Genomic DNA, 16323 nt, shown 5'->3' with positions numbered 1-16323 from the left:
CTTTTAAAACTGACTTCCTTGCAACAATAAGGCAGGTTTACCAAAAAGTTTGATCCTGCTACCATAAGTAAAACTCCTCATTCTACTTATACTATCATTACAGCGGCAGAAGCCGTTGAACATGTAAAGGGGAGATTCAAATGGCTAACAGCAGCAATAACCTTCTTGTTCCTGGAATCGAACAAGCATTAGATCAAATCAAATATGAAATCGCATCAGAATTCGGTGTACAATTAGGTTCCGATACTTCAGCACGTGCCAATGGTTCCGTTGGTGGAGAAATCACGAAACGCCTTGTACAACAAGCTCAATCTCAACTTAAAGGTCAATAATAATTTATCACACAATTGAATATCCATGGCTAAGAGTCCAGCTTCCTGCTGGACTCTTTTTAATGATTCCATCCATGCCGGTTTTCCTCATGATCCTTACCTCGTTTCGGTGTCTTCATCTCTCGGTTGCCTTTTTTTAGATCGTGCCTTTCATGATCCGTATGATTCTTTTCTCGTCCCCTTCTCTTTTCCTGGAATGATGGCTGCCCTTTTCCACCCTGATTCGCCTTTTCATGTTTCTGTTTGTCTCTTGCATGATTGCTCCGGTCGTCACGGCGGCTTTGCTTGGCTTGGAAATCTTGATTGCTTTGATTGTTTCGTTTGCGTTCAATGGTTCGGCTCTGTCGGTTGCCTTGATTGTTTGGATCGCTTCTTTTGTTTTGGATGCTTCGGCTGCTGCCAGGTCCATTCTCTGTCTCGTTGTTTTTTTCCTTAAACCGTTTTATCCCAGGGTGTTTGGTGCTTTTATCATCCCGGTTAGTTTTTTCGTTTTTTTTGTCTGGCTTTGTCACTAAATGTTCAGATACGGGCTGTTTGACCTCAGTTACACGATTTTGCTTGACGGCATTCGCATCGTTCACTTTTTTGTTTTCTCTGTCCGATTGCCTGTCTTTGTCCTGATTTTCGCCCTGCTTTTGGGAAGTGGCATTTTTCTCTTCTATCGGTTTATCTTGTTCAGGATCAGGTACCCTTTTATTCACCTTTGTCTTGTCTTGATTCGTTTTCAATTTCTTTTCGACATATTTACCTGTCGAGATGCCTTGTGCCTTGGCTTGCTTCCGTTCACTTTTCGTTGCCTGGATGACCTTCATCTTTGTTTTTGAAACGTTTTCCTGCTCGGCTATTTCTTTTATCTCTTCTTTTAAATTCTTATCCAGTTTTTTATCTTTATCCAATAACGTGGTCGACACGACTATTTGTTTTTTGCCTTTTAAATATCCAAGTTGCTTTGTCGTTTCAACAATCTGGTTTGTAACAGTCTTGATTCCCTTGCCTTTCCAATCTTTCAGTTGATCGATGACAAGCTTGCCGTCTTCGTTTAAACCGGTAAGCTTAAGCACATCCAACTGGTCATCCAGCTCCAATTCAATGCTGGGATTCACATCGATCGTCATATAAGCCGACACATGCCCAGTGAAATAAGACGGCAGGATTGAAAAAAGAATAAGAAAGGTGGTGGCTATACTTAACACGGCCTTTTTCCTGAAAGTTGATTGGAAACTGGAAATGGTGAAAGCTGTCTTGTGTGGGGAAAAAGTGATTTCCTCCCCCACTTCATATGCCCGTTCGTCTCTCTTCGCTTTTAGAAATTCACCCTCGGGGGTCAATAGGGTTACAAAACGCTTATTTACTGACAGAATAACTCCTTTTTTCATCCATTGATAGCCCCTTTTATATAATCATTCAAGTACAAAAAATCTCCGTTTATTATGATTGCCACAGCAATGATGTACTTTCGATTCCGTTCAATTGTTTTTCTGCTTACTTCCACTTTTCCCTCAAGCTGTTTAACTGGCAGCCGCTTTTTTGCAAACAGGATTTCTTTCAGTTCGTCGTCATCCATTAGCAGCTTGGCGATCATGATTGCACCTTTTCTGGCATCAGCATGTTTTGGAGAGTTTTCAACGAGATCTTCAAATGTCAGCCCAAAATCCTGTAGATGGCTTATATATAGGTGAATTTCTTCTTTCCTTTTCTCTGCTTCCTTTTGCTTTTCGTATTCATGGATGGAATTTTCGTTATCGATATATATATGGCTTTGATCATTGTCATCATTAAGCGATAGATCCAAAAGGATTTCTTTCCGCTTCGACTGGCTTCTTAAATAATCTATAACCCTTCGTTTAACGAGGGTTTCGGCAAATGCCAATAACGAACGGCCTTTGTCAGGGGAGTATTTGTCGATCGCTTCGTTAAAAGCAATCAGACCTATACTGAATTCATCATCTGATTCATATATGTAACGTCTGCACACTGACGAGACGGTTTTCGCTATAAAAGGTTTGAATGACTCTATCGTATCATTGCGAAGGCTTATATCGCCTTGTTGAATTTTCAATACGGTTTCTTCTAAAGAACGCTTTTTTTTGAATGCTGTAAACAACAATCCAAGCATTTGCTCACCTCGCTTCTGTTGATAAAAATATGAATCAACATACTTATCTTAAGCGGAGAGAGTCTAAAAGACAGTACCAAAAGAACTATTTTTGCCGAATTGTTGAAATCACACCATAACGCAACATGACAAAGTGCTTAGCTTTTTCTCGTTTATTACAGTGCCGTTACATTACATTATCTTTTTACGTATCCTTGTCTAAATCAATGGGACAATTGTCATTTTTATAACCAGAATTTAATATTCACAGCTTTTAACATATCATTCGAAAACACTCTAAGCGTTATGTGGGTAATGTCCATAAATCCGTTTTTTATGTTAAAAAATATCGTGTATAGAAGATTCAGGTTTTTTGTGAAAAACAATAATGAGGGAACTGCAGTTTCTTTGATCATCGTTATGTTCGTAACTTTCGACTTTGTGCGAGGAGAAAGATAAAATCTTCATTGCCTATTGTGTTGGCGATTTGTACCACGACCGTTCCATTGCGCGGCAGGCTCTCCCTTTCCAGGGCCGCTCGGGGACCCTCCTCAAGCTTTGCGTTTATCGGGTCCACGTAGTCACGCATTTCGCGCTGGAGTGTCGCACACCCACTCCATCCCACTTAGTGTGAAAATAAAGGGAGCTTCTCCATTTCCTACAGTTTTATGGACCTGTACAGTGCCCGTTTCATTCCACTCTGCTGGATGGGAAAATGGAATCCCGCTGGCGAGAAACCCTACAAAGAGCATGTGAAAAGCGCAAGTTTTATGTGACTTTGCCCCAAAATTCGATGCAAAGCCCAAACTCGCTAACCGTTGCTTTCCTCTCCGCTCCGTATTGTAACGAAGGTGGAACCCCGATTGCCTTATACATGTGCTTGAGCCGCACAATGATTCTTGTAACATCAAAAAGGGTTTTGGAATGTAATCATCCCAAAACCCTTTGATCTGCAAGCTGAGTCTTGCTTTAGTTCGTCAGTGTTTTTTATGCTTCTTGTATTTGTTTTTCTTTTTTCTCATTTTTCTCTTTTTTACTTGAGATGATCCACGCACCTACCGCTATGCCAATCAATACCACCCAGAAAATCGATTTCCAAAGGGTGGATTCAGGGAAATGGTGGTCGATGACCGCCAGCGAAGGGTGTGCGAGTGTGTGTACCGCCAATTTCACTCCAACCCAACCTACAATCAAAAATGCAGCCGTTTCCAGAGAAGGACGCTGATGAAGCAGTTTAACAAAACCATTGGCTGCAAATCGCATAATGATCAATCCAATCAGACCGCCGAGGAACATGACAGCGAATTGCCCTCCGTCAATACCGCCGACTTTCATCCAGCCTGTTGCAGGAAGTGTAACCGCAAGCGCGACGGCAGCCAGCATAGAATCGATTGCGAAAGCTATATCTGCAGCTTCCACTTTCACCACGGTCATCCAGAAGCCAGATTGCTTTTTAGGCTTCGTGATTTCCTTCTCACCTTTATGAGCGTATTTTTTATAAATGTTCTGAAAAGCAATGAACAGTAAGTAAATGGCACCAATTGCTTGAATTTGCCACACGTCGACAAGAAAGGAAATTAGGAATAGACTTGCAAAGCGGAAAACGAAAGCTCCCATCAGACCATAAAATAAGGCCTTACGTTGTTGCTCTTTCGGTAAATGTTTAACCATGACAGCCATGACGACTGCGTTATCCGCAGCGAGTATTCCTTCCAAACCGACCAAAATGAGAAGGACCCAGCCATATTCCAATAGTATTGATGCTTCCATCCATTCAACCTCCAATAGTTTGTATTCCCTTCCTATTGGCATCGGCAAAATAAAAAGACCTTTGCCATATAGGCAAAGGTCTTGCTGAACATGAAATCATGTCAACAAAGCCGATGAATGTTTCCATCCACGTAATGACGACTTTGTTTTAGGGCGAACCCTAACGCTACTCCCCTTTGAAAAGGAAAATCAGTTATTAAGTATATTAATAGTATACGCCAGTATTATGAAAATAACAATCTTTTTTTAAAATGAATCAATCTTTTCGTTTCGCTTTGGATATTTTGATCAATTTCATATAATCTTTTCCAAATTCAATCCAGTTCGGTTTACCGGAAAAATAGTTCCGGAACAATGATAAGAAGGTTGGGTATTTCCCCTCATATGGATACCATTGAATTTCTGTATTTTTGTGACCATTGTCTACCATGATCGCCTTTTCATGGCAAAAAATCTTCAGTCCCTGTTCGCCATGATAACGGCCAACGCCACTTTGTTTCGCACCGCCAAATGGTAAATGGTGATTGGCAACCGTAATGAGTACATCATTGATCGTTACCGCTCCTGTTACTAACTGTGAGGCAATCCGTCTTGCTTTTTCCTTATCGATTGTCCATACGCTTGAATTAAGGCCATATTCACTTTCATTTGCCAGGGCGACCGCTTCCTCCTCGGAATCAAAAGGCATAACGGGCAATACGGGTCCGAATGTTTCTTCTTTCATGATCCTCATGGAGTGGTCGACATTGGACAAAATCATGGGTGGAATGAAATGGGTCCCACCGGTTTTCCACTCTTTTGGGAGTTTTCCAGCTTCAAGTATCGCTCCCTTATCGAGGGCATCCTCCAAGTGTGAAGCCACAATATCCACCTGGCCCGGAAACGTCATCGAACCGATATCATCCTTTAAATTCGTCCCTTGCCTCATGGCCTCCGTTTTTTCTTTAAGCAGCGCGAGGAATTCCTGATAAACCGGGCGTTCCACATAAACCCTTTCGACACTCATACAGACCTGCCCGCTGTTCGTAAAGGCTCCCCAAAGTGCGCCGTTCACTGCCCGTTCCAGGTTCGCATCACGCAGGACGATCATCGGATCCTTCCCCCCAAGCTCGAGAGTGGTCGGTATTGAATGTTTTGCCGCAACTTCGCCAATTATTTTTCCAGTCTTTACAGATCCGGTAAAAAAGATATAATCTGGTTTTTGCTCCGTCAACGCTGCGCCCAATTCCTTCCCACCATGGGCAAATTGGATCGTATCCTTCGGGAACCCAGCTTCAACAAACAAATTTTCGATGCATACTCCAACCAGTGGAGTTACCTCCGATGGCTTGGCAATGACCGTATTCCCTGCTGCAAGTGCGTTAAGAATGGGGACCATCGCCAGCTGGAACGGATAATTCCACGGCGAGATGACCAGCACGGTCCCACGTGGCATGTATTCAATATAAGATTTTTTTCCAATCAACATGAGCGGAGTGGCAACCTTTTTTCCGGAAAGAGATTTAATCGCATGTTTTTCGATATGCTTGATCGCATCAATGGTTGGCATGATGTCTGCCACCAGCGCTTCAATTTTCAATTTTCCCGTATCTTTGGAAATGACTTCAGCTATCTCATCCATCTTTTCGACCATAAGCAGGCGAAGCTGTCGTAAATAATGCAGTCGTTCACTTATGGAAAGCTTCGACCATGTTTGGAACGAATGTCTTGATTTTGTATATATAAGTGGAATTGACGACAGTGGCGTCGGCTCGATTTCGGCAATCTTCTCACCTGTTGCCGGGGAAAACACTTCCCACTTGTCATGTATTTCTTCCATAATTACTCCCCTTGCCTTACCTTATTTTAATTTGGTGCCCTTCATCATGTTTGTGTTTTGAATAATACTCGACCATGGCAGGAACAGCTTCTTTAAAGCCAGGACAAATGATCCCTGAAGCGATTAAATCCGCTTGCGCACAAGAGCAGTCAAAACGCCCTTTCCAAGTGAAATAATCAAGAGCCTCTTTTTCCACGCCTAAGAATCTCCGCACCTGACGTATGGATAAAAACGCCTTACTTAGTGACAGAGGGACATGGCCTTTTGGTTTTTTCTTGTACAATTCAGCAACGAAAAGCTCATAAATTTCCTTAGCCGTACACGGGTAGGGATCGGTCAGATGATAGGTTTTTCCTGCACCTTCTTTATATAATGCCAGAAATGCAGTTGCCTGTATAATATAATCGATTGGAACAAGGTTTACGACCGTTTCCCTCTCCGAAGAGATGTATGGAAAAAAAGGAAGGAAGCTTAAGCGATCAAGAAAATTAAGGATAAAATAGGGGCCATCGAATTTAATCGTTTGCCCTGTCTGAGAATGTCCCTTTACGATACCGGGCCTGATTATCGTGATGGGAATTTCTTTTTTAAGCTCCTCTACCATTAATTCAGCTTCATATTTCGTCCGTTCATAATGGTTCCTGAAGCTCATCGGCAGCTTCAATTCATGCTCGTATAAACACCCTTCCCGCATCCCCGCTACATAAGCGGTGCTGAAATAGGTGTATCGCTTAAGTGCAATCACCCCTTTGGCCCATTCGTTTACTTGCTTGGTTCCCACTACATTGACAAGCCTGGCCAATTTTTCCGGGACAGCCAGATCGTATATCGCGGCAAGATGGAAAAGATGCGTGACTTGTTGCTGAAGTTCATGGTATACCTCCAATGAAAAACCAAGATGCTCCTTCGTAATATCCCCCATCACGATTTCAAAGGCGATTTTCATACCATCCAATTCATCTTCAATCCTTTTGGTCTCCTTTTCTGCTTTTGCCCTTTGCTGAGGTAAAACGAGCAAATAAATCTTATTTATCCTTTCATCACGCCGAACTAGCTCCCTGATTAATTGATTACTGATGAAACCTGGAAACCCGGTGAAAAAATAAATGTGCCCCATGAAATCCACCCTCTCATCATTTCACTTGTCTTATGTTCTTCTAGACATAATAGTACTACTAAAATGGAATATATAGTAAATTTTTCGTTTTCATAAAGGATAATTCATCTATTCTATCGAAGATAATAGATGTAGGAATGGATATTTTGCGAGTAGTTGAAATGACAATCACTTCAAATTCATCGGATAAAGTGTTTACTATTGTTTCTTGGAGGATAAATTCATGTTACACAATAAAAATTATTATCTAAATAACTGATTTTCCGTTACTATATAAGAAGGCGATTTTTTCGCGCATACATATTTGAGGTGAGCGCACAAGTGAAAAGAATAATTAAAGCATACGACTTCCCTATTTTCATTGCTGTCGTATTACTCTGTTTGTTTGGTTTAGTGATGATTTATAGCTCGAGCATGATCACGGCTGTCGCTCGATACAAGGAGCCCATGGATTTCTTCTTTGAGAAACAAAAAATGGCTTTTATCATCTCATTTTTAGCAATGATCGTGACGATGATTCTTCCTTATAAGATGTACAAAAACAAAAACTTCTTGATGCTTATGATGTTGGGAATGGCCGGTATCCTTTTGCTGCTCTTTATCTTTGGCCATACAGCTGGGAATGCCACAAGCTGGTTTAAGATAGGAACAAAATCGATACAGCCAGCAGAATTTTCGAAGCTTGCCATGATCATTTATCTTGCAGCCATTTACGGAAAAAGGCAGGATCGAATCAACAGCATTGATAAAGCCGTCATCCCCCCGATTTTCTTTCTCGTATTCATTTGTTTTTTAATCGGGATACAACCTGACTATGGAACGGCAGCTGTCATTTTCCTGATTTCAAGTACCATGATCATATCATCTGGCATGTCCTTCAAGAGTATATTCAAGCTCTCTTTGATTACTTCGATATTCGTTGCCATATTTGCATTAGGGATTATTCTGACAGGAAATTTATCATCGGTTTTCTCGGAAAATAAAGTGTCCCGTTTTACAGGGTTTGCAGATCCTTTTGGTCAAGAGGGTGGTAATGGGTACCAACTCGTGAATTCATTGTATGCGATAGGATCAGGGGGCCTTACAGGTGTCGGGCTTGGTGACAGTGTACAAAAATACGGGTACCTGCCTGAATCCCATACGGATTTCATCATTTCCGTCATTGCAGAAGAGCTTGGGATATTCGGAGTGGGCTTCGTTTTATTGACTTTAGGTTTTATCGTCCTTAGAGGATTCATACTCTCAGCAAAGTGTAAAGACCCATTTGGCAGTCTATTATTGATCGGGATCTCTTCCATGATCGGCATACAGGTTGGCATCAATATTGGCGGGGCGACTGGACTGATTCCCATCACAGGGATCACGCTTCCGTTCATCAGCTATGGCGGTTCATCCCTACTGCTGCTCATGATTTCTATGGGGATATTCCAAAATGTCATCATGCGAATGAATCTACTGGAACAGAAAGAAAAGGTCATCTCCATACCAAAGGATGAGATCGCTTCAACTAAATAAGGGATTCTTCATGAAAAAACAGGCAGTCGCAATCGACCGCCTGTTTTTTTCATTTATAGTGGATGCCTACTTTCGTAAAGCCCGAAATCAAACTGAGCAAAGGGCAAATTAAACAAAAGAATGCAAATGGCGCATATTCAAGCGTTGGAACACCCAATACCTTTGTCAGGAATACACCGCAGACTCCCCATGGAACAAGTGGATTCACGACTGTTCCGGCATCTTCAAGTACCCTCCCAAGCGTTTTTGGCTGTAACCCTAGCTCTTCATATTTCTGCTGAAAGGCTTTCCCAGGCAGGATAACTGACAAATACTGTTCCCCCACTAGGAAATTCACGCTGATTCCTGCAAATACGGTAGCTGAAATCAATTTTGCTACACTCGTCAATGAATCCCGAACCGCATGCAGGATGGAAGGGATGACTCCTAATTCAAACAATAGTCCACCCATCGCCAAAGCCAACAACACCATAGAAACGGAGAACATCATACTTTCAATGCCGCCCCGCGATAGGATGGAGTCAAGCTGTGCCATCCCGCTCTTCAGCACAAATCCGCCGTATAGAATATCCGCCAGTTTTGCAACCGTCATACTTGGCGTTTGGATGAAAGCAATGACAGCCGCCGAAACGATTCCAGCTGACAATGTCGGAATCGCCGACACTTTTTTCAATGCCATGACCAGAATGATGACAAACGGAATCAAACTCCATACGCTAATGTTCGTTTCCATTTCCAAGGCCTTGGTCATGGCTTCTATCTCCTCAACACGAGACAGTTTGACATTCGGTGAAAGGAAGTAAAAAAAGATAAGTGATAGTAAAAAACCCGGAATCGTTGTCCACTGCATATTATTAATATGTTCAAATAGTGGCACTCCCACCGTTCCCGAAGCAAGGTTGGTCGAGTCGGATAATGGAGACATTTTGTCGCCAAGAAAAGCACCGGAAATGATTGCACCGGCTGTAATCGCCAGCGAAAGATCCAGCGCCGACGCCATACCTATGAAAGCGACTCCGATCGTGGCTGATGTTGTGAGTGAACTGCCGATGCATAGCCCGATTAACGAACACACCAGAAATGTGACCGCGTAGAAATATTTACCAGACATCCAGTCAAATCCATAAAACATGATGGTAGGGATTGTTCCGCTTGCCATCCAGATCGAAATGAGCATTCCAATGAAAAAGAATATATAGATGGCTCCCATACCAGATACTGCACCTTTGACGATGGCCGCCTCCATGATCGAAAATGGCAGCTTCTTGATTTTTCCATAAACGAATAAAAAAAGGATGGCTGCAATAATCGGAATATGTGGTACAAGTTCATAATGGATGATTCCTATTGCAATAATTAAGAACAGCATCGCTAAAACACAAATAGCTTCAGGTAAAGAGAGTTTTAGCTTGGCATCATCGAGACGCATAATGTATTTTCCCCGCTTTCATTTTGTATATTCTTGAGGCAAGACTGTAATCGATCATTGTCTACTGATACGCTTTTAAGCGTTAAAGTACCAGCTAAATATAAAGGAGTTGCTGCAGTTTGTCAAAGGAATTTTTTAGGAGCATCATTATTCGGATGAGATGGATTTGCCATGCTGTTTGATTCTATAGTCCACTCCCGAGCTAGCAGAACTAATGGAAGAAAGCAAGAAAAGCTCCATAATCAAAAAAAGCCCGTGTATACGACACGGGCTTTCATGATTATTTTAAATCCATGGGATTATATAATTCCACATCAGGATTTTTATCTTGGAACCAACGGAGTGCAAACTCATTTTCAAATAAGAATGCGTATTTATCAAAGCGGTCTTTAACAAGTATGCTTCTTGAGCTATGAAGATTTTCATCAAGCTTTTCGTCTTCGGCCCAGCGTGTAATTTTACTGCCCATGCGCTCCATCAGGACTTCAACATTGTATTCGTTCCTCATTCGATGCTCGAACACTTCGAATTGAAGCTGCCCGACGGCTCCAAGGAGATATTCTTCCATCCGGACCGTCTTGAAGAGCTGTATTGCCCCTTCTTGGACCAGTTGGTTAATTCCTTTATGGAAATGTTTTTGTTTCATTACGTTCTTAGCCGTAACCCGCATGAATAGTTCCGGAGTGAATTGTGGTAACCTCTCGAATTGGAACATATCCTTGCTAGTTGTGATCGTGTCGCCGATTTGGTAGTTCCCTGTATCATATAAACCGATGATATCCCCGCTTACCGCCTCGTTTACCGTATTCCGATCATCAGCCATGAACTGGGTTGAAGAAGAAAGATTGATCGGCTTGCCCGTCCTGCTCAAGTTGACGCTCATTCCGCGCTCGAATTTACCGGAGCAGATGCGCAGGAAAGCGATACGATCACGGTGTTTTGGATTCATATTCGCTTGAATCTTGAAAATGAAGCCTGAAAAATCATTACTGACAGGGCTCATTTCACCAGATGTCGTCATTCGTGCTTGAGGAGCTGGTGCAAATTGAAGATAAGCATCCAAAAACGTCTGGACACCGAAAGTCGTCAAGGCACTTCCGAAGAATACAGGACTCAATTTGCCATTGGCGATGCTTTCTTCAGAGAATTGGTTGCCCGCTTCGGTCAGCAGCATGATTTCTTCCAAAGTTTGCTCATACAACTGGGAATCCTTAAGTTCATGGTCGATTTCAAGTTCACCTTCAGCATTCAATGGAAGGAAACGCTCTTCGCCCTCCGTCTTGAACTGTTCGATGCGATTGTTGAATCTATCGTAAATGCCGACGAAGTCTTTTCCCATTCCAATTGGCCAGTTCATTGGATATGTCTCGATGCCCAATACCTCTTCAAGCTCGGCAAGCAACTCGAGCGGCATTTTACCTTGACGGTCCATTTTGTTGATAAACGTGAAAATCGGGATGCCCCTCATGCGGCATACTTTGAATAATTTAACCGTCTGATCCTCGATTCCTTTTGCCGAATCGATGATCATCACGGCGCTATCAACAGCCATCAGCGTACGATAGGTGTCTTCACTGAAGTCTTGGTGACCTGGTGTATCAAGAATATTCACCCGGAAATCATCGTAATCGAACTGCATGACGGAGGATGTAACGGAAATTCCACGTTGTTTTTCAATCTCCATCCAGTCACTTGTTGCATACTTGCCAGTTTTTCTCGCTTTAACTGTTCCGGCATCGCGAATCGCACCGCCAAACAGCAATAATTTTTCGGTCAAAGTCGTTTTCCCGGCATCCGGGTGGGAGATGATTGCGAAGGTCCGACGCGATTGAACCTCATCTTTTAATGTAGTCATAAAATGTTCCTTTCGTTAGTGGAGTCAACAATTTCGAGAAAAATTTATAGGTGAACTTCTTGTATTTTTACATTGGAATGTCAACCTTTCTTTGTATGTAAAAAATCCTGATCATACACAAGATATGTTAGGAACATATATCATAAGGCTAAAGCCTTGGCTACTTGGCATTCATTTCAATCAACCTTACTATTTTAACACGATATGAAGGAAAGATGTAGAGGTGAATGAATCATAGGATGAGGATTTGTTCGAAGCCAAACAAAAGACGCCTGTTCAGCGCCCTTTCTTATTATTTCTATGGTTTGTTCATTTCGCAACTTATCTTGCAGTTTTCATCGCTTTTTGATTTCGTTTATTTTTCCAGCGCTTCTTTACCTCTTTGAATATGATCGGCGCAGCAAAAATTAAGGCTCTTTTCAAAAGTTTCTTCATTATTCATCAGTCCTTTCTTCGTTAACCTTTACCCGCTTACTTCCTAATGAAAACGTGTTTGAGCTATTGTTTTTTTAAAAAAATTCAACATTAGGCACCTAGTTAAGCGCTAATAATGGACATCCCTCATTATTATTCCCCTGAAAAAAGGTATAAAATACCTTCATTTGTTTTATCCTTTATAAAGGTGGGTATATAGTAAAAAGTTTAGAAATTCAGCCATAAGAAAGCCTTCTAGCATTCACTTATTATCAAGCATCTTCCCATATGGATTCCAAGCTTGAGTGAGGGTTCTTGATAATGTGTGAAATGGATTCTTCCATCAAGGAAAAATTTTCACCATTAATTTTTTAACATTTTTAGGAGGATTCACCGAATGACAGTAACTGGCAAGGTAAAATGGTTTAATAGTGACAAAGGGTTTGGATTCATTGAAGTTCCGGACGGAGATGATGTATTCGTACATTTTTCTGCGATTCAGGGAGATGGTTTCAAAACACTTGATGAAGGACAAGAGGTCGAGTTTGAGATTGAAGAAGGTAACCGTGGACCTCAAGCAAAAAACGTCGTAAAACTATAAAGTTTGGAAACATCATCATAGGTCAAATGCAAACAAAGAGGATGCTGCCCCCTTTCATGGGGCGGCATTCTCTTTGTCTACGCACTGATTTCGTTCCTTAGCCCTTCATTCATTAAAATGGTCCAAAACGAAATCGGGTACATGGTCGCCGGAAAAACTCTTGATATCCACGTCCCTGCTATCTTTATAATGATAAACAGCTACATATTCACCACTCCACTCAACTTGGGCGTTGGCAATGAGCGTATCGATTTCTGAAAGGGTGTTGATTTTCAATCGGTTGGGTTTTTGTTCGATTTGTCGGGCGAGCTCCTCTGCCGAGACCGAATTATAAATGGGCGAATCTGTCTTGGCAATCAGAATATAGGAGATGTCACTAGCCACTAGTCGTGCTTCGTCTGCTTTACCGGTTTGCTCCATCCATTTGGAAAACTGAGTGAAAGAGGAATCCCAATTCATATAGATGATTTTGTTATTTTCCAAATATATATCAATCGTGGCATAGTCACCGAAAGAATTCGTCATTTGTGAGAGCGACTGATTTTTGAGATCCTCGGACAGTGCCTGGACGGCTTCTTGGAGCTGATGGCCATCCTTGATCGTGACGGATTTATCCACTTGCCCGCTCGCTTTTATCCTTATGTTAGTGACATCTTTAGCTGCCACATTCAGCAATTCATTCACCGTTTTTTTATATTCACTCGATTCATAAATTTTCGCCAGTAACGGCAGGTACGATTCATAGTTTTGCAAATGATACTCTCTCGCTATCCGTTTTCCATCCTTTAGTTGATACATGATGAATACCGATTGGCCGTCATTCAATTCACCGACGGAAACTGTTTTCCCCTTTTCGATAATTTCTTGATGCAATAACGTGACCGCCTCTATGTTTCCCTTCTCTTTAAGGAAAGTGGGACCGATATATGTGGTTTCATCCTCAAAATACAAAGGGGAGCTGCCAATATAGATCTGGCTGATTTCCCTTTTATCCGGAATGTTGGACTTATACTGAATGGGATCTATTTTCAAAATGATCGCCAAAACAATGATGATCATCGTAAATACTAGATAGCCTTTCAGCTTGAACTTGATTCGCCAAGTCTTTTGCAGGACGATTTCCCCTAAATAATATCCGAACAAAGAGCCGATGACATATCCGAAGAAAATCCAGCCCCTTTCACCGGTCGTTTCGCTAAAATAAAATCCTGAAAACAGTAGCATGCAAATCGTCAGACCGAATTGGAATAATGGCTTGAGCTTCGGGAAAACAAAGGCCTGCGAAACATGTTCCAGCTTCCTCCTTTGGTAGATGACCAGCGACAGAAACGACAAAAGCAAGGTCAATAAAGCATAGATCACTGTTTGAGAGGAGAAAAATGTGATTTTCTCCATCTCGGTTGCAGCCAACAAGGGAGAAATTCCTGTCAGGTTGGTCCTTAAATAGTAATCCGCAGAAAATCCTGTTAAAAAAAACTTCATATTTGCTGCAAACAACACAAATAAGCCGACAGGCAGTGCTAGAAATATATAAGTCAGCAAGCCTTGCAGAGCCGATAACCCCGTTATCATTCCTATAAAAACGGCAACGGAAAAGATGACCGCTTCCAAAATGAATGTAATTCCCATCCAGGACCAAATATCCGCCAGCGAAAACAGTCTTTCAATATCTATGGCAGATTGGAACAAGATCAAAATTGAACCGGTGAATATAATGGGCAAGGCTAAGAACAAAAAGCCCATCCCGACCATATGAAGATATACGGTACGTCTAGTGATGGGTAAACTATGAATAAAGTCCGATGCTTGTTTTATCTGTAAAAAACGAAAGAGAAAGATTGCAAGTAAGACTGGAATAACGATGACCAGGACAAATTGGATCATTTGCTGACTGGAGAAAAGGTTTTCAAATTCCACGAATTCATTTTTTTCATTCAAAATATACGTCAATATTTGCAAAGGGAGTGCAAACATGAGGCCAATTAAATAGAGAAAGCCAATCCAGCCGGTACTTCTGAAAATATAGATGATCAGTTCCCGATTAGGCCAGGGTATTCTGGATGACATAACCTATATCCCCCATTTCATAAATGAATATCTCCTCTAAAGTAAGGGGAAGCATATCGAAGATGTCAGGTTGAAACTGATTGAAGTGCGCTTTGATGCTCGGTTCCTTTCCTTTAACGATGCACACGATCACACTTCCTTGTCTTTGCTTGTCAAGAATTTGGATTCCGCGGTAAATCCCGTGAGGAATTTTATGTTTAAAGGCAATTTGCACTTTGTGTACATCCGCTTTTAAATCAGCCAGATCTTTTTGGATAACAAGCTTGCCGTTATGTAAGATTCCTACATGATCCGCCAGATCTTCAATTTCCCGGAGATTATGGGAAGAAATCAAGATCGTCATGTCCCTTTCAGCAACATCCTGAACCAATAACTGTCTCACATTTTTCCGCATGACCGGATCTAACCCATCAAAAGGCTCGTCCAATATCAGAACTTCAGGCATCGTAGCGAGGGCGAGCCAAAAAGCAACCTGTCTCTGCATCCCCTTTGAAAGTTTATGTATTTTATATTGGAGGGGTATCGGGAATATTTCCTGCAGTTGATAGAAGCGTTCTTCGTTCCACTTACGGTAAACACCGCTATAAAAAAGGGCCATTTGCAAGATCGTATAGTTAGCCAAGAAATAAGGCGTATCAGGAAGGAAGAAACAACGATTTTTCACTTCACGGTTTTCGAAAACATGTAATCGGTCAATCAGTACCTCACCACTATCCTGAATCAGGTTGCCTGAAAGCATTTTTAAAAGAGTCGTTTTCCCTGCCCCATTGGAACCCAGCAAACCGAATATGGTGCCTTTTCCTATAGCCAAGGTGACGTTCCTGATCGCTTCTTTCCCTTCATATAACTTACTCACCTGCTTTATTTCAATCATGAATCTCCCCCCTTTCTCAATGGACTGATATCTTTTACCAATCGATGGATTTCATGTTTCTCGATGCCGATATACATAGCTTCAGCAAGCACTTTTTCAAGCTCGTTTCTGATTTTCACTTCCTTCAAGGAATTCTTGATGGATTTAGGAGGGGCGACGAAATTCCCTTTTCCGGGCAGTGTATATATATATCCGTCAGATTCAAGCTGTTTGTAAGCTTTCTGAATGGTATTGGGATTGATGGTCAATTCCTGTGCCAATAATCGGATCGATGGAAGCTGGTTGTGCTCCAGTAAAACCTCATTGATCATTAGTTCCTTAAATTTATCCATCAATTGCTCATATATGGGTTTCCTGCTTTGAACATCCAACTCGATCATCAGGAGCCTCCCTCTTATATTGGTGTATTACACATACTAATACAGTTCATTATAA

13 protein-coding genes are annotated in these 16323 nt (G+C 41.7%); 3 read left to right on the top strand and 10 right to left on the bottom strand.

The window, feature by feature from the left end; genetic code table 11:
* The first annotated feature begins 140 nt into the window (after positions 1–140).
* On the top strand, positions 141–332 hold the full coding sequence (locus tag MHI53_RS07110; protein ID WP_061144489.1) for an alpha/beta-type small acid-soluble spore protein: 192 nt from the start codon (positions 141–143) through the stop codon (positions 330–332).
* Between the two features lie 59 nt (positions 333–391).
* On the opposite strand, the gene MHI53_RS07105 is transcribed toward MHI53_RS07110, so the two are convergent.
* The 5 genes from MHI53_RS07105 to MHI53_RS07085 form a co-directional block, all read right to left on the bottom strand.
* The gene (locus MHI53_RS07105) at positions 392–1708 is read right to left on the bottom strand and encodes an anti-sigma factor domain-containing protein (RefSeq protein WP_340373118.1); all 1317 of its coding nucleotides are present in this window, start codon (positions 1706–1708) and stop codon (positions 392–394) included.
* The gene (sigI, locus tag MHI53_RS07100) at positions 1705–2448 is read right to left on the bottom strand and encodes an RNA polymerase sigma factor SigI (protein ID WP_100533943.1); all 744 of its coding nucleotides are present in this window, start codon (positions 2446–2448) and stop codon (positions 1705–1707) included. The genes MHI53_RS07105 and sigI overlap by 4 nt, the downstream gene beginning before the upstream one ends.
* Positions 2449–3414: 966 nt before the next feature.
* Positions 3415–4197, bottom strand: a complete 783-nt coding sequence (locus tag MHI53_RS07095) for a TerC family protein (protein WP_340373117.1) — start codon at positions 4195–4197, stop codon at positions 3415–3417.
* Between the two features lie 256 nt (positions 4198–4453).
* Positions 4454–6016 (bottom strand): aldehyde dehydrogenase family protein, encoded by a 1563-nt coding sequence (locus MHI53_RS07090; protein ID WP_340373116.1) that lies wholly within the window; start codon positions 6014–6016, stop codon positions 4454–4456.
* Between the two features lie 16 nt (positions 6017–6032).
* Entirely contained in the window at positions 6033–7133 is a 1101-nt protein-coding gene (locus MHI53_RS07085; protein ID WP_340373115.1) for an SDR family oxidoreductase, read from the bottom strand.
* Between the two features lie 321 nt (positions 7134–7454).
* Between MHI53_RS07085 and MHI53_RS07080 the strand changes: the two genes are divergently transcribed.
* Positions 7455–8648 carry an FtsW/RodA/SpoVE family cell cycle protein gene (locus MHI53_RS07080; protein WP_061144483.1) on the top strand — a complete coding sequence of 398 codons (1194 nt, stop codon included), beginning with the start codon at positions 7455–7457 and terminating at the stop codon, positions 8646–8648.
* Positions 8649–8697: 49 nt separating this feature from the next.
* Here the strand turns inward: MHI53_RS07080 and nhaC are convergent, their stop codons facing one another.
* Together nhaC and MHI53_RS07070 are read right to left on the bottom strand one after the other, a co-directional pair.
* Positions 8698–10077 carry a Na+/H+ antiporter NhaC gene (gene nhaC / locus MHI53_RS07075; protein WP_340373114.1) on the bottom strand — a complete coding sequence of 460 codons (1380 nt, stop codon included), beginning with the start codon at positions 10075–10077 and terminating at the stop codon, positions 8698–8700.
* Positions 10078–10357: 280 nt separating this feature from the next.
* The gene (locus MHI53_RS07070) at positions 10358–11932 is read right to left on the bottom strand and encodes a peptide chain release factor 3 (RefSeq protein ID WP_340373113.1); all 1575 of its coding nucleotides are present in this window, start codon (positions 11930–11932) and stop codon (positions 10358–10360) included.
* A gap of 811 nt (positions 11933–12743) precedes the next feature.
* Between MHI53_RS07070 and cspD the strand changes: the two genes are divergently transcribed.
* A complete protein-coding gene (gene cspD / locus MHI53_RS07065) occupies positions 12744–12947 on the top strand; it encodes a cold-shock protein CspD (RefSeq protein WP_061144480.1) in 204 nt (67 codons plus the stop codon).
* Between the two features lie 105 nt (positions 12948–13052).
* Here the strand turns inward: cspD and MHI53_RS07060 are convergent, their stop codons facing one another.
* From MHI53_RS07060 to MHI53_RS07050, 3 genes are read right to left on the bottom strand one after another with little or no spacing between them, the layout of a single operon-like run.
* Positions 13053–15014 (bottom strand): DUF6449 domain-containing protein, encoded by a 1962-nt coding sequence (locus tag MHI53_RS07060; protein WP_340373112.1) that lies wholly within the window; start codon positions 15012–15014, stop codon positions 13053–13055.
* Positions 14989–15888 (bottom strand): ABC transporter ATP-binding protein, encoded by a 900-nt coding sequence (locus MHI53_RS07055; RefSeq protein WP_061144478.1) that lies wholly within the window; start codon positions 15886–15888, stop codon positions 14989–14991. The genes MHI53_RS07060 and MHI53_RS07055 overlap by 26 nt, the downstream gene beginning before the upstream one ends.
* A complete protein-coding gene (locus MHI53_RS07050) occupies positions 15885–16268 on the bottom strand; it encodes a GntR family transcriptional regulator (protein WP_061144477.1) in 384 nt (127 codons plus the stop codon). Before MHI53_RS07050 ends, MHI53_RS07055 begins: the two co-directional genes overlap by 4 nt.
* Positions 16269–16323 lie beyond the last annotated feature (55 nt).

It is taken from the genome of Peribacillus sp. FSL E2-0218 (assembly GCF_037992945.1).
Lineage (GTDB): Bacteria > Bacillota > Bacilli > Bacillales > DSM-1321 > Peribacillus > Peribacillus simplex_B.
Note: the sequence above shows the minus strand (reverse complement) of the source record. Positions and strands in the feature narration are given on the sequence as shown.